The sequence below is a fragment of the Candidatus Pelagibacter sp. HIMB1506 genome (assembly GCF_052047935.1).
Taxonomy (GTDB): Bacteria; Pseudomonadota; Alphaproteobacteria; order Pelagibacterales; family Pelagibacteraceae; genus Pelagibacter.
Window position 1 is genome coordinate 593,559 of the sequence record NZ_JBNAIS010000001.1, and the last position, 15,558, is coordinate 609,116.

Below are 15,558 nucleotides of genomic sequence, written 5' to 3' on the forward strand. Positions count from 1 at the left end.
ATTATTTTATTTGCTCAGAAATCTTTATTAGACCTTTAATTGTAATATCTTGGTTATGTTTAACTTTCGATTTTATTGAACTTGTAAATAAATCAGAAAATCCACCTGTCAATACAACTTTAAAGGATTTTCTTGTCTCTTTCTTAATTAAATTAATCATATTGTCAATTAAACCAGCATAACCCCAAAAAAAACCTGATCTAACAGCAGAAAGTGTGTTGCTGCCTATTACTTTTTTCATACGTTTAAGCTCAATTTTTGGGATTAAAGTAGCTCTGTCTGACAAAGTATTAAGAGACAACTTAATACCAGGAGCTATTATGCCTCCCATATACGTATTTTTTATTAAAACATCAAATGTTGTAGCAGTACCAAAATCTAAAATTATATAATTATTTTTATTATCCAATAAGCTTATGGCATTCGTAATTCTATCAGAACCTACCTGCTTGTAATCAACTTTAATTTTAATCATTGATTTTAAATTCAAATTTTTTACTTCATTGCATTTAACTTTAGTGATTTTAGAAAAGTAGTTTTTTATAATTTTAAAAGTGTTTGGGACAACACTACAAAACAATATTTTTTCAATTTTATTTATTTGAATTTTATTTTTTTTAAATAAAATTTTTAATTGCTTATTGCTTATTTTTTTTGAAATAAAAGTAATTCTTTTTAAAATTTTATTTCTTTTGGAAACTAAAAAAATTTTAGTGTCAGTATTTCCTATGTCACCTAAAATATACATATTAATTAATTCATTTTATACATTTTTGATATTCTATTTTCAAAAACTAGTTTCAAATTTTTTTCTAATTCAGATTTATTAATTTTTTTTCTTGTTATTCTATATAAATTTGTTGCTGGATAATTTTTAATATTTGGATTTTTTATTACATTAATCCCTATTCCTGTAATTAAAAATTTTTTATCTGATTTCGTTATAATTTCTTGTAAAATCCCACTAATCTTTTTTTTATTAATTAATAAATCGTTTGGTTTTTTAAAGTTAATTTTATTTTTTATATATTTAGAGAGTGTTTGTTTAACTAATTTACAATTTAACTTTGTAACTCTTTCTATTGAGAATTTATTTTCATCAAATGGATGAAAAAAAGAGACAAATAGATTACCTTTATATGAAATCCATTTTCTTCCATACTGACCTCGACCACTAAATTGTTTTTCAGCAACAACCATACCAAATTTAAAGTTAGTTTTATTTATTATTCTTGCAGCTGTATCGTTGGTACTTTTTATTATTTTAAAATTAAATTTCTTAAATTTCATTAAATAATATTAATTCTTGATACTACCTCAATTAATTGGCTTGGAAATATGAAGTATAAAAGAATTAATATTGTAGAAAAAGTTAATGAAAATTTTAACCATAAACTATGATCTGTATCATATTTATCTTTTTCTTTATCAAAGTACATAATCTTGATTATTCTTAGGTAATAAAAAGCTGCAACAACAGTAGATAACAATCCAACAATAGCTAAAAAATACATTGATTGTTCTAAAACTGCTTTGAAAACATAAAACTTAGCAAAAAATCCTGCTAATGGTGGTATCCCTGCCAATGAAAACAATATTACAAGTAAAGATAGAGATAATAATGGATGATTTTTCGATAAACCAGATAAGTCATCAATATCTTCGTAATATTGATTATTTCTTCTAAGCATTAACAAACAAGAAAAAAGGGCCAAATTCATTACAACATAAATTGAAATATAAATTATTGAACTTTGAATTCCTTCATTAGAAGCAGTAGCAAGACCAGCCAATGTATAGCCTATGTGTCCAATAGAGCTATAAGCAACTAGTCTTTTAATATTTGTTTGTCCAATAGCTGCTATTGCACCAAATAGCATTGAGGCAATAGATAAAAATACAATTATCATTTGCCATTGATCGATTAGATTTATAAATGGAACATATAAAAATCTAATAAATACAGTTAACGCAGCAATTTTTGGTACCATTGTGAAAAATAAAGTTACTGTAGTTGGAGATCCTTCATATACGTCTGGTGCCCACATATGGAATGGTACTGCTGAAATTTTGAATGCTAAACCTACTAAAATAAAAACTATCCCAAAAGTCAGTACATACTCATTTGAATTAAGTTGTGTAGAAATCACATCAAAGTTTGTAGATCCTGAAAAACCATAAATTAGTGAACATCCATAAAGTAATAATCCTGATGATAATGCACTTAATACAAAATATTTTAAACCTGCTTCAGATGATTTTAGTTGATCTCTGTTATAAGTTGCTAAAACATATAAGGCTAATGATTGTAACTCTAGACCCATATAAAATACAATTAAATCATTAGAACTAATCATGACCATCATTCCCAGTACAGAACTCAAAATTAAAACTGGATATTCAATATTAAAAATTTTAAAAATTTTTAAATAACTAGAAGAAATAACTAATACTAGAAAACCACCCAACAATGTTATTACCTTCATAAATGAAGACATCTTATCTATTACAACACTTCCATTAAACAAAGTTTCTCTATTCACAGAGAAAGTTTCGTTAATAGCAATAATAGCAGCAATCAAAAATACAAACAAAGACAAGTTAAAAGTAATGCCTGAACTATTTTTTTTAAACACTCCCAATACAAGTAAAAACATTATTGATAATGAGATAAAAATCTCAGGTAAAATTAAATTTAAATTTTCCATATTATTTGCTCGCTAAATTAATATTATGCATATTTATTAAATCTGAAACTGAAACCTCAATTGTATTAATCAAAGGATCTGGATAAAAACCAAAAAATAAAGTTGGAATAGCTAAACATGTTAAGATTAAATACTCTGATTTATTTAAATCTAACATTTGCTTTAAGTCTTCATTGACTAATTTTCCAAAAACAACTCTTTTATACAACCAAAGCATATAAGCAGCCCCTAAAATAACCCCTAGGCTTGCTAACACGGCTACTAAAAAATTATCCTTAAAAGCACCCATTAAAATTAAAAATTCACCAATAAAACCACTTGTTCCAGGTAAACCTAAGGCAGCTAATGTAAATAACATAAATAAAATCGAATACTTTGGTATTATGGCAACTATTCCACCATAAGAATTTATCATCCTTGAATGCATACGGTCATAAACAACACCAACACATAAAAATAGAGCTGCAGACACTAATCCATGACTGATCATCTGAATTATACTTCCCTCTATACCCTGCTGTTGAAGAGTAAAAATACCTAATGTAACAAAACCCATATGTGCAACAGATGAATATGCAATTAACTTTTTCATATCTTCCTGCATCAAGGCAATAAAGGAAGTAAAAATTATTGCTATAACACTTAAAGTATAAATAAGAGGTGTGAATACTTCAGAAGCTACAGGAAATAACCCTAGTGAGAACCTAATAAAACCATATCCTGCCATTTTTAATAAGATTGCAGCTAATAAAACTGAACCGGCTGTAGGAGCTTCAACATGGGCATCTGGCAACCAAGTGTGAACAGGCCACATAGGTGTTTTTACTGCAAAAGAACTAAAGAAAGCTAACCATAATAAATTTTGATATTTAGCATCAATTCCAATTTCATAAAGTTTAACTACATCAGTTGTGCCTGATATCCAGTATATTGAAATGATCGCAACCAGCATCAAGACTGATCCAAGCAAAGTATATAGAAAAAATTTAAATGCTGAATAAACACGTTTTGGACCACCCCAAATACCAATAATTAAAAACATTGGAATTAATCCAGCCTCAAAAAATAAATAAAAAACAACTAAATCAAGTGCACAAAACACACCAATCATGAAACTTTCCATGATTAAAATTGCAATTAAAAAATCTCGTAATCTATTTTTTACTGAATTGTTAACTGAAATGATACAAAGTGGAGTTATAAAAGTTGTTAAGATTATAAATAATATCGAAATTCCATCGACACCTACTTTATAATTAATAAATCCTTCGATCCATGTTCTATCTTCAACAAATTGAAAATCAGATACACTTTGGTCAAAAGATAACCATAAATAAATAGAAATTAAAAAATTAACTATACTTGTAAATAAAGCTACATATTTAGCTGTTGAATTATTTCCATCTTTATCTTTTGTAAAAAATAGAAAAAGAGCTCCTACAGTAGGTAACAAGATTAAAGATGATAAAATTGGAAAGCTCATTATTTAACTATCAAGAAGGTTAATAAAGCAGAAAAACCTAACAACATTACAAAAGCATATTGATAGATAAAACCACTTTGAAATTTATTTGCTTTAATTGAACATTTTTTTATAAAAGAAGAAATTCCATCAGGACCAAATCCATCTATTATAGTTCCATCACAAACTTTCCATAAAAATTTCCCAAATTTTTTCGATGATTTAATAAAGATAACCTCATACAACTCATCGAAGTACCATTTATTAACAAGGAAGTTGTATAAAGGTTTATTCATTGACGCTATTTCATTTGGCAATTCTTTGTTCTTAACAAATAAATAATAAGCGATAGGTATTGATAGGATAACTAAACTAGGTGTTAAAAGTAAAAACCATGTCGGGGGATGATCTGTGCTTAGAGGTTCTAAAAATTTGATTGATTCTAACCAAAAGTAATTGTCACCACTATTTCCAATAAACAAATCTTTAAATAAAACACCTGCAAAAATTGCACCAATAGAAAGCACAAATAACGGAACAAGCATTACCAAAGGTGACTCATGCGTCTCCTCAATTTTAATCTCTTTATTATTATATTCGCCATGAAATGTTTTGAATATTAGTCTCCAAGAATAAACTGACGTTAAAAATGCAGTAACTATTCCAATGCCAGCTGCATAGTAACCTGTTGTATTTCCTTTTAAATATGCAAATTCAATAATTGCATCTTTTGAGTAAAAGCCTGATAAGAAAGGAAAACCTGTTAAAGCAAGAGTTCCGATAATCATTAGAGCATAAGTGTAAGGTAATTTTCTCCATACACCTCCCATGTTATTAATGTTTTGCTCATCTTTAAAAGCATGGATTACTGATCCTGATCCTAAAAATAATAAAGCTTTAAAAAAGGCATGTGTAAATAAATGAAACATAGCTACATTGTAAGCGCCTACACCAGCTGCAAAAAACATATAACCAAGTTGGCTACATGTTGAGTAAGCAATTATTTTTTTAATATCTGTTTGAACTAAAGCTACCGTTGCAGCAAAAAAAGCTGTTGTCATTCCAACTACAGTAATCAAATTTAAAATTACTGGAGAAAATTCATAAATAGGTGAGCATCTAACAACTAAAAATACGCCTGCTGTAACCATTGTTGCAGCATGAATTAGAGCTGAAACTGGTGTTGGTCCTTCCATTGCATCTGGCAACCAAGTATGAAGTAAAATTTGAGCTGATTTACCCATAGCTCCGATAAATAACAATAAACAAACCAAATCTATCGCTTTAACTTCAAAACCTAAGAAGGATAAATTTTTATCTACCACAGTTGGAATTTGCTGGAAAACTTCATCATAATTGACAGTCCCAAACAAATAAAAGACTAAAAAAATACCTAATGCAAAACCAAAATCACCTACTCTATTAACAATAAAAGCTTTGATTGCAGCTGCATTAGCACTCTCTTTTTTAAACCAAAAACCAATTAAAAAATATGAGCAAAGTCCAACACCCTCCCAACCAAAAAATAGTTGAATAAAATTATCTGATGTTACAAGCATTAACATTGCAAATGTAAATAATGATAGGTAAGCCATAAATCTTGGTTTATGTGGATCGTGAGACATGTAACCAATGGAATAAATATGAACTAATGCTGATACAGAAGTAACTACAACCAACATTACAGCTGATAGAGGGTCAATTAACATTGACCAATTAACATCAAGTGAACCTGAATTAATCCAAGTTGCTATAACAATATTTTCTTCATATTGATTAATGATTACCTGATATAAAACAATTATTGATAAAATCGCAGATATAGAGACTAATGCACTAGTTACTATTTCAGAATTTCTATCACCAATGTAACGCCCAAAAAAACCTGAAATAATTGATGCTATTAGTGGAAGAAATAGAATTGAAAGTTCCATTATTATCCTTTCAACTCATCAATTTCTTCAACTCTGATAGTTCCAGAGTTTCTATAGTAAACAACGATTATAGCTAAACCAATCGCAGCTTCTGCAGCTGCTACAGTTAAAATAAATAAGGTAAATACTTGACCAGCTAAATCTCCAAGAAAAATTGAAAAAGCAACTAAATTTATATTTACAGCTAATAAAATCAACTCAATACTCATCAATATAACAATAATATTTTTTCTATTAAGAAAAATTCCAATAACTCCAATTGAAAATATAACAGCGCCTAAAGTTAAATAGTGTCCTAAACCTATCTCAGTCATCTATTTTAACTCCTCTGTTAGAAGCAACTTCTACAACACTTACTCCTTCAGCTCTTTCACGAGAAATTTGTTTTATATAACTTTGTCTTTTGACGTTTGATCTTTGTCTAAAAGTCAGAACGATTGCTCCGACCATCGCAACTAACAAAATCATACCGCTAATTTGAAATACATGTATGTAATCAGTGTATAATATTTGACCTAATGCGTGTGTGTTACTTAAGTCTGAAACTTTTGATGAATTGTTAATATCAAAAATCTCTGGTTTGTATTTCCATCCGCCAATTACAATAATTAGTTCAAAGAAAATGATTGTACTAATAATTAATCCAACAGGAATATGTTTTGAGCTAGCAGCAGAGGCAAACCATTGATTTTTTTGTTGAGCAACATTTAGCATCATTACAACAAAAAGAAATAAAACTGCTACGGCTCCAACGTAAACAATTAACATTATCATACCCAAAAACTCTGCACCAATCATAATAAATAGACAAGAAATACTTATAAAATCTAATATTAAAAAGAAAACTGAGTGGACGGTATTTTTAGATACTGTAACCATTATTGCAGACACAACTGCAATTATAGAAAAAGTGTAGAAGAAAATAGCGTGAGCAATCATTTATCTATGTGAACTATCCGCTTTAATATTAGCGTCTAGAATATTCTCCCATCTGTCACCGTTATCTAATAATTTCTCTTTTGTGTAATATAATTCTTCTCTTGTCTCAGTCGAAAATTCAAAATTTGGACCTTGGACTATAGCATCAACAGGACAAGCTTCTTCACATAGACCACAATAAATGCATTTCATCATATCAATGTCATAACGAGTAGTTTTTCTACTGCCATCTTCTCTTTGAGCAGATTCAATTGTAATTGCTTGGGCTGGACATACAGCTTCACAAAGTTTGCATGCAATACATCTTTCTTCTCCATTTGGATATCTTCTTAAAGCGTGCTCACCTCTAAATCTTGGGCTAATTTTTCCTTTTTCAAAAGGATAATTGATTGTTTTTTTTGGTTTAAATAATTCTTTTATTGCAATGAATAATCCTCCTACAAAATCTACCATGAAAATAGTTTTAAAAAATCTAGATAAATTCATAATTAGTTTGTTGGTAAAAGGTTAAAATAAAATAAATAACTTGCAGTTAAAACAACCCAAGTTAAGGACAAAGGAAGAAACACTTTCCAACCTAATCTCATTAATTGGTCATACCTATATCTTGGTACAATTGCTTTTACTAAAGCAAATAAGAAAAATAAAAATAAAATTTTTAAAATTAACCAAATTGCACCTGGAACTAAAGTAAATGGATAAATATCTATTGGAGATAGCCAGCCACCTAAAAATAATATAGCTCCCATAGCACACATCAATAAGATGTTTGCATACTCACCTAACCAAAACATAGCATACATCATTCCTGAATATTCTGTCTGGTATCCAGCAACTAATTCTGCTTCAGCTTCAGGTAAATCAAAAGGTGGTCTATTGGTTTCAGCTAAAGCAGAGATAAAAAATATTACAAACATTGGAAATAACGGAATTACAAACCATAGATTTTGTTGAGCAATTACGATGTCATTCAAATTCAATGAGCCTACGCACAACAATACATTTATTATAATAACCCCAATAGAAACTTCATATGATACCATTTGAGCTGCAGATCTAATTGCACCTAAGAAAGGATATTTAGAGTTTGAAGCCCATCCTCCCATAATTATTCCATAAACACCTAGAGATGAAACAGCAAATAAATAAAGTATACCGACATTAATATCTGCTAAAACCTGGGTTGCACTAAAAGGTATAACAGCCCACGCAATCAAAGCTAATGTCATAGTAACGATAGGTGCTAATATAAAGATTACTTTGTTTGAGCTTGATGGGATGATTATTTCTTTAAAAATATATTTTAACGCATCAGCTAATGATTGAAGTAATCCAAACGGTCCCACTACATTTGGTCCTTGTCTTTTCTGGACAAAAGCCCAAACTCTTCTATCTAGCCAAACAATCATAGCTACAGAAACTAAAACAGGAACTAACAAAAATAGAATTTTGTATACCTCTTGAAAGACTATATTCAAATATTCCATTTTAACCTTCTGTACCTGTTGATTTTAAATTCATTTTTGCATTATTGCACTCAATCATTGTTTTTGATGATTTAGCGACAACATTGGAAAAATAATAATCTTTAATTTCAATTTTTAAATTTTCATTATTAAAATCAAAATGAGAATTGTTATTATTTTGTTCAGTTTGTTTTTCACTTTGCAATTTTAAATAATTTAACATGCTGCTATCTAGTTCTTCTTTATCATTAAATAATTTTCTATTATTCATGAATTCAGCTAGTTCATTTATTATCTGCCAATCTTCTTTTGCGTCTCCAGGGGGATATGAGGCCTTAAATGCTTTTTGAATTTTTCCCTCTAAATTTGTATAATAACCGTCTTGTTCTGTGTAAGCTGAGCCAGGTAAAATTATATCTGCGCACTCTGCCCCTTTGTCACCATGGCTTCCTTGATAAATAACAAATTCATTTTTTTTAACAAAATTTAAATTATCCTGACCTATTAAAAACACTATTTCAAATATATTTGATTTTAAATCTTCTATTAAATTTGTTTTATTATTTAAAACTCCTAAATCAAAATTTCCTACAGTCGCTGCATCGCAAGATAAAATATTTAAAGGATTCCATTCTTCTGAGAATTTGTTTTTTTTATTTAAAAAGTCTTTTAAATTATTAAACAAATATTGTGCATTTTCTAATCTTAATAAAGACTCACCAATGATTATCATTGGTTTTTTTGCACTTTCTATTTCTTTTGAAAGTTTATGTGTGTCATCTAGAATTTCTTTAATTGTTTTAGTTTGCCCATCTAAACTTTCGTAAGGATAAGTTAGATCTCCACAATCATTTAATGATACAATTCTTGTACTATTATTTAGATATGATTTTCTAATTCTTGCATTTAAAATTGTTGCTTCGTATCTAGGATTGGCGCCCAATAATAAAATTAAATCAGCATCTTCAATTCCATTAATTGAGGAATTAAACAAATAATTTTCTCTTTTTGAAATATTAATATATCTATTATCTGATCTTGATTCATAATTATCAGTTTCAACTGTTCGGTCAAAAAATTCTTTAAAAATGTAAGCAGTTTCCATGTTTGTTAAATCTCCAACAAAACCACATACTTTTTCTTTAGATGTATTTTCTAATTTAGATTTTATTATTTTATAAACTTCTTGCCAAGAAGCTTTCTCAAATTTACCGTTGTATTTAATATATGGAGTATCTAATCTTTGATGAAGCAAACCATCACACGCATATCTAGTTTTATCTGAAATCCATTCTTCGTTAATATCTTCATTTATTATTGGAAGAACTCTTTTTACTTCCCAATCGTATGTATCAACTCTAATATTTGAACCTATTGCATCCATAACATCAATAGTTTCAGTCTTTTTTAATTCCCATGGTCTCGCTTCAAAAACATAAGGTTTTGATGTCAAAGCTCCAACAGGACATAAATCAACTACATTGGCAGATAATTCTGATTGCATTGATTGCTCAAGATATGTTGTAATTTGCATATCCTCACCTCTACCTATAGCACCAAGCTCTGGGACTCCTGCAACTTCAGTGGCAAATCGCACACATCTAGTACAATGTATGCATCTTGTCATTTGAGTTTTGATTAATGGTCCCATATTTTTTTCAGGAACTGCTCTTTTGTTTTCTTTAAATCTTGATTTATCTACCCCATAAAACATTGATTGATCTTGAAGATCACACTCACCACCTTGGTCACATACAGGACAATCTAGAGGATGATTTGCTAGCAAAAATTCCATTACACCTTTTCTAGCCTTTTCAACTAAACTTGTGTTTGTTTTAATATTCATTCCTTCGGCAGCAGGCATTGCGCATGATGCAATAGGTTTCAGTGATTTCTCCATTTCCACCAAACACATTCTACAATTTCCAGCTATAGATAATTTTTCATGATAACAAAATCTAGGTATCTCAACTCCTGCTTTTTCACAGGCTTGAAGAACTGTTAGTCCTTCTTCAACTTCTACATCAATGTCATTTACTTTTAATTTAAGCATTTTTTTTATCTAATAAATGTTGATCAACCAAATAAGGTATATTATTTTTTTTCTGAACAATTGGGTCCAAATTGTTTCTTTCTTGAATTTCTTTTTTAAAATGTCTTAATAAACCTTGAACTGGCCATGAAGAACCTTCTCCAAATGCACAAATTGTATGACCAGCGATTTGGGTTGTTACATCTCCTAACATGTCAACTTCATCTTTAGTTGCATCGCCTTTTGCCATACGCTCAAGCATTCGCCACATCCATCCAGAACCTTCTCTGCAAGGTGTACATTGTCCACAACTTTCATGTTTGTAAAATCTAGCAATTCTCGCCATACATTTAATAATGTCTTGATCTTTATTGATAACCACTATTCCTGCTGTTCCTAATCCACTTTTTTCTTCGACACACGCATCAAAATCCATCTTTAATGTTTCGCATCTATCTTTTGGAATTAGAGGCATAGAAGATCCACCAGGTATTACAGCTTGTAAATTATCCCATCCACCAATCACTCCACCAGCGTGAACTTCTATTAATTCTTTTAGAGGAATACTCATTTCCTCTTCTACATTACACGGATTATTAACATTTCCAGAAATACAGAATATTTTAGTACCTGTATTTTTTTCTCTTCCTAAAGAAGCAAACCATTTTGCTCCTCTTCTTAGAATAGTTGGTACCACAGCAATCGTTTCAACATTATTAATTATAGTTGGGCATCCATATAAACCAATCAAAGCTGGGAAAGGTGGTTTTAATCTTGGTTGACCTTTTTTACCCTCTAAACTTTCAAGTAATGCCGTTTCTTCACCGCAAATATATGCTCCTGCACCATAGTGGATATAAATATCTAAATCCCACCCAGTTCCAGCTGCATTTTTTCCTAATAGTTTTTTCTCATAAGCCTCATCAATTGCAGCTTGGAGTTTTTGACCATCAACGAAATATTCTCCTCTAATATATATGTAGCAGACGTTTGCTTGAACTGCGTATGATGCTATTAGACAACCCTCTATTAATTTATGAGGTTCAAATCTTAAAATATCTCTATCTTTACAAGTGCCTGGTTCAGACTCATCACCATTAATAACCAAATAATGTGGTCTTGATCCAACTTCTTTTGGTGCAAATGACCACTTTAAACCTGTAGGAAATCCTGCGCCACCTCGACCTCTAAGCTGAGACTCTTTAATTTCATTAATAATCCAATCTCTTCCTTTTTCAGTAATTTCTTTAGTGTTTACCCAATCACCTCTTGATTGTGACGCTGCAACATCAGAGCCTTTATCGTTGTATAAATTTTGAAAAATTCTATCTTGATCTTTAAGCATTTTTTAAATCTGTTAGTGTTTTTCTATTGTTCTCTGGCTCATTATTAATTCTTCCTCTGTATGAACCTGGTTTTGGAGTTTCTCCATTTAAAATTTTATCTAAAATCTCAGATGTTTTTTCTTTATCAAGATCTTCGTAATAATCATCATTTATTTGCATCATAGGAGCGGTCACGCATGCACCAAGACACTCTACTTCCATCCATGAACAACTCTTATCGCTTGATAATTCACATTCATTTTCAGAAATTTTTTCCTTACAAGCTTCAACCAATTTATTTGCACCTCTAATCATACATGGTGTTGTGGTACATACTTGAACAAAATATTTTCCAACAGGTGATAGATTGTACATTGTGTAGAAAGTAGCCACCTCATAAACTTTTATATAAGACATGTCTAAAAACTTAGCGATATACTTCATTGCAGCTAATGGTATCCAATTATTATTTTGTCTTTGAGCAATATAAAGTAAGGCCATCACAGCACTTTGTTGTTTTCCTTTTGGATATTTTGCAACAATATTATTTGCTGCCTCTAAAGAGGAAGCATTAAATTCAAAACTTTCTGGTTGATCTTTTGCTGGTTTTCTTAAACTCATCTATCCACCTCACCAAAAACAATATCTAATGAACCTAGAACAGCTGGTACATCTGCTAACATGTGTCCTTTAATTAAATAATCCATTGATTGCAAATGTGAAAATCCTGGTGCTCTAATCTTGCATTTGTAGGGTTTGCTCGAACCATCAGAAATTAAATAAACTCCAAATTCTCCCTTTGGTGCCTCAACAGCTGTATAAATTTCGTCCTTAGGTACTCTATAACCCTCTGTAAATAATTTAAAATGATGAATTAACGCTTCCATTGATTGTTTAATATCTTTTTTTGATGGTGGACTAATTTTACCATCTAATGATTTAATTGGACCTTTTTCCATTTTAGATAAACATTGTTTAATAATAGAAACACTTTCTTTCATTTCTTCAATTCTGCATAAATATCTATCGTAGCAATCACCATTTTTTCCAACTGGTATTTTAAAATCTAAATCCTCATAACAATCATAAGGTTGAGATTTTCTTAAATCCCAAGGCACACCTGATCCTCTAATCATAACTCCTGAAAACGAATAATCTAAAGCATCCTCTTTACTTACAATTCCAATATCGACGTTTCTTTGTTTAAAAATTCTATTGTCTGTTAAGAGACTTTCTAAATCATTAATCACTTTTGGAAACGTATCGCAAAAGTTTGAGATATCTTCCTCTAAACCTTTTGGTAAGTCTTGATGAACACCACCGGCTCTAAAGTAGTTGGCGTGTAATCTTGATCCAGAAGCTCTTTCGTAAAAAGTCATTAAAGTTTCTCTTTCTTCAAAACCCCAAAGTGATGGGGTTAAAGCGCCAACATCAAGTGCTTGGGTTGTTACGTTAAGAATATGACTTAATATCCTTCCTATTTCACAAAAAATAACTCTTATATACTGAGCTCTAATCGGCACATCTATTTTAAGAATTTTTTCTACAGCAAGAGCAAAGGCATGTTCTTGATTCATTGGAGCTACATAATCCAAACGATCAAAATAAGGAACAGCTTGCATGTATGTCTTGTTTTCAATTAATTTTTCTGTACCTCTATGTAGTAAACCTATATGTGGGTCTGCTTTTTCAACAACCTCGCCGTCTAATTCTAATATTAATCTTAATACACCGTGAGCTGCTGGATGTTGAGGACCAAAGTTTAGATTTAAATTTTTAATTTTTTTTGTCATTATTTTCTATTTCTTCTTTAATATATTGTGTTCCTTCCCAAGGACTCTCGTAATCAAAATTTCGATAATTTTGTTCTAGTTTAACTGGTTCGCTGATTACTTTTTTTTGATCTTCGCTGTATCTAACTTCAGAGTGACCAGTTAAAGGAAAATCTTTTCTTAAAGGATGTCCTTCAAAACCATAATCTGTAAGTATTCTTCTTAAGTCAGGATGATCTTTGAAATTTACACCATACATATCAAAAACTTCTCTTTCCATCCAATTTGCAGCGGGAAAAACACTCGTCAAAGAAGGTATAACTTCATTTTCAGAAATAGAATATTTTAGAACTAGTCTTTGATTAAATTCATGACTTAAAAATAAGTAAACTACTTGAAATCTTTGATTATTTTCAGGATAATCTACAACTGTAATATCTATTAACTGTCGAAATTTTGTATCTAAATTAGTTTTTAAGAATAAAATTACATCTAAAAAATCATCTTTATCTGTTTCTAGATAAATTTGATTATGTTTTATTTCTGAATTGTTAATTTTCGTTGTTAACTCAGAATTAATTTTTTTTTCTAGATCCTGTAAACTATTCATGGCTATCTTATAAAAGATCCTTTTTTTCTAATTTTTTTTTGTAATTGCAAAATTCCATATAATAATGCCTCTGCTGAAGGAGGGCATCCTGGAACATATACATCAACCGGAACTATACGATCACACCCTCTAACAACTGAATAAGAATAATGATAATAACCTCCACCATTAGCACAGCTACCCATAGAAATTACATATCTAGGTTCTGGCATTTGATCATAAACTTTTCTTAAAGCTGGTGCCATTTTATTTGTCAATGTTCCAGCAACAATCATTACATCTGATTGTCTTGGTGATCCACGTGGAGCAGCTCCAAACCTTTCTAGGTCATATCTGGGCATTGCTGTTTGCATCATTTCGACTGCACAGCATGCAAGACCAAAAGTCATCCAATGCAAAGAACCAGATCTGGACCAATTAATTAAATTATCCAACGATGTCGTTATAAAACCATTTTTACTAAAGTCTTTAGCAAGTTGTTTAAACTCTTCAGGAACTTGTTCTATTTTATCGTTCATTAAATTAATTTTATTCCCAATCTAGAGCGCCTTTTTTCCATTCATAAATGAAACCAACTGTTAGTATGAATAGAAAAATCATCATTGATGAAAAACCTAATAGACCAATGTTTCCTAATGATATTGCCCATGGAAATAGAAAAGCAATTTCAAGATCAAATATGATAAATAGAATTGCAACTAAATAAAATCTTACATCAAACTCCATTCTAGAGTCTTGAAATGGTTCGAAACCACATTCATATGCAGACAATTTTTCTGGATCAGGTTTTTTTGGAGAAAGTAAAAAATTTAATACTACAAAAGCAACACTTAAACCAAGAGCGATAACTAAAAATAGAATAATTGGCAGGTAATCTTTTAAAAATTCAGATAACATGGAAATCTATATATCAGTTTTTATCTTATGTTGAAGTGAAGATAAGTCACATTTTATTAATATTAACAGACAGTTTATTGGGAAAAAGTGGCGGGAGTGAAGGGACTCGAACCCTCGACCTATCGCGTGACAGGCGATCGCTCTAACCAACTGAGCTACACCCCCACTTAATTTGTTTGGTGGGCAGTAAAGGACTCGAACCTTTGACCCCCTCGGTGTAAACGAGATGCTCTACCAACTGAGGCCCTACCCTAAACCAAATTATTACTTCAAAAAGTACCGTCCTACTACAATAAACGTACACTTTAATCAATAGTAAGTATATCAAATAATATGCTAAGAAAAAGTGATTATTAAATATCAAGTGTGTCGTGAGAGTGTCGAGAAATTATGTTGAACAAAATTCTAAATAA

At 30.3% G+C, this 15,558-nt stretch carries 16 protein-coding genes and 2 tRNA genes; all 18 read right to left on the bottom strand.

Annotated elements, in window-relative coordinates:
• Position 1: 1 nt before the first annotated feature.
• The 18 genes from ACTTA8_RS03210 to ACTTA8_RS03295 all read right to left on the bottom strand — a co-directional run bounded on the left by ACTTA8_RS03210 (position 2) and on the right by ACTTA8_RS03295 (position 15,397).
• The gene (locus tag ACTTA8_RS03210) at positions 2-748 is read right to left on the bottom strand and encodes a type III pantothenate kinase (protein ID WP_440654282.1); all 747 of its coding nucleotides are present in this window, start codon (positions 746-748) and stop codon (positions 2-4) included.
• A gap of 5 nt (positions 749-753) precedes the next feature.
• Positions 754-1,290, bottom strand: a complete 537-nt coding sequence (locus ACTTA8_RS03215) for a biotin--[acetyl-CoA-carboxylase] ligase (RefSeq protein WP_440654283.1) — start codon at positions 1,288-1,290, stop codon at positions 754-756.
• On the bottom strand, positions 1,290-2,708 hold the full coding sequence (gene nuoN / locus ACTTA8_RS03220) for an NADH-quinone oxidoreductase subunit NuoN (protein ID WP_440654284.1): 1,419 nt from the start codon (positions 2,706-2,708) through the stop codon (positions 1,290-1,292). Before nuoN ends, ACTTA8_RS03215 begins: the two co-directional genes overlap by 1 nt.
• Position 2,709: 1 nt before the next feature.
• On the bottom strand, positions 2,710-4,191 hold the full coding sequence (locus ACTTA8_RS03225) for an NADH-quinone oxidoreductase subunit M (RefSeq protein ID WP_440654285.1): 1,482 nt from the start codon (positions 4,189-4,191) through the stop codon (positions 2,710-2,712).
• Positions 4,191-6,104, bottom strand: coding sequence for an NADH-quinone oxidoreductase subunit L (nuoL, locus tag ACTTA8_RS03230; RefSeq protein WP_440654287.1), 1,914 nt, complete (start codon positions 6,102-6,104; stop codon positions 4,191-4,193). Before nuoL ends, ACTTA8_RS03225 begins: the two co-directional genes overlap by 1 nt.
• 2 nt (positions 6,105-6,106) lie before the next feature.
• The gene (gene nuoK, locus ACTTA8_RS03235; RefSeq protein WP_075506644.1) at positions 6,107-6,418 is read right to left on the bottom strand and encodes an NADH-quinone oxidoreductase subunit NuoK; all 312 of its coding nucleotides are present in this window, start codon (positions 6,416-6,418) and stop codon (positions 6,107-6,109) included.
• Complete coding sequence (locus tag ACTTA8_RS03240; RefSeq protein WP_440654288.1) at positions 6,411-7,043, bottom strand: NADH-quinone oxidoreductase subunit J; 633 nt, start codon at positions 7,041-7,043, stop codon at positions 6,411-6,413. Before ACTTA8_RS03240 ends, nuoK begins: the two co-directional genes overlap by 8 nt.
• Complete coding sequence (gene nuoI / locus ACTTA8_RS03245) at positions 7,044-7,529, bottom strand: NADH-quinone oxidoreductase subunit NuoI (RefSeq protein WP_075506642.1); 486 nt, start codon at positions 7,527-7,529, stop codon at positions 7,044-7,046.
• Positions 7,530-7,531: 2 nt separating this feature from the next.
• Complete coding sequence (gene nuoH / locus ACTTA8_RS03250) at positions 7,532-8,530, bottom strand: NADH-quinone oxidoreductase subunit NuoH (protein ID WP_440654289.1); 999 nt, start codon at positions 8,528-8,530, stop codon at positions 7,532-7,534.
• A 1-nt stretch (position 8,531) separates the two neighbouring features.
• Entirely contained in the window at positions 8,532-10,562 is a 2,031-nt protein-coding gene (gene nuoG, locus ACTTA8_RS03255; protein ID WP_440654291.1) for an NADH-quinone oxidoreductase subunit NuoG, read from the bottom strand.
• Positions 10,555-11,886, bottom strand: coding sequence for an NADH-quinone oxidoreductase subunit NuoF (nuoF, locus tag ACTTA8_RS03260; RefSeq protein ID WP_440654292.1), 1,332 nt, complete (start codon positions 11,884-11,886; stop codon positions 10,555-10,557). Before nuoF ends, nuoG begins: the two co-directional genes overlap by 8 nt.
• Complete coding sequence (gene nuoE, locus ACTTA8_RS03265) at positions 11,879-12,487, bottom strand: NADH-quinone oxidoreductase subunit NuoE (RefSeq protein WP_440654294.1); 609 nt, start codon at positions 12,485-12,487, stop codon at positions 11,879-11,881. The genes nuoF and nuoE overlap by 8 nt, the downstream gene beginning before the upstream one ends.
• The gene (locus ACTTA8_RS03270) at positions 12,484-13,659 is read right to left on the bottom strand and encodes an NADH-quinone oxidoreductase subunit D (protein WP_218836792.1); all 1,176 of its coding nucleotides are present in this window, start codon (positions 13,657-13,659) and stop codon (positions 12,484-12,486) included. Before ACTTA8_RS03270 ends, nuoE begins: the two co-directional genes overlap by 4 nt.
• A complete protein-coding gene (locus ACTTA8_RS03275; protein WP_440654296.1) occupies positions 13,643-14,248 on the bottom strand; it encodes an NADH-quinone oxidoreductase subunit C in 606 nt (201 codons plus the stop codon). Before ACTTA8_RS03275 ends, ACTTA8_RS03270 begins: the two co-directional genes overlap by 17 nt.
• 2 nt (positions 14,249-14,250) lie before the next feature.
• On the bottom strand, positions 14,251-14,766 hold the full coding sequence (locus ACTTA8_RS03280) for a NuoB/complex I 20 kDa subunit family protein (RefSeq protein WP_425321967.1): 516 nt from the start codon (positions 14,764-14,766) through the stop codon (positions 14,251-14,253).
• Between the two features lie 10 nt (positions 14,767-14,776).
• Positions 14,777-15,145, bottom strand: coding sequence for an NADH-quinone oxidoreductase subunit A (locus ACTTA8_RS03285; protein ID WP_075506634.1), 369 nt, complete (start codon positions 15,143-15,145; stop codon positions 14,777-14,779).
• A gap of 88 nt (positions 15,146-15,233) precedes the next feature.
• Positions 15,234-15,310: transfer RNA gene (locus tag ACTTA8_RS03290), tRNA-Asp, on the bottom strand.
• 12 nt (positions 15,311-15,322) lie between these two features.
• Positions 15,323-15,397 (bottom strand) — tRNA-Val (locus ACTTA8_RS03295).
• Positions 15,398-15,558 lie beyond the last annotated feature (161 nt).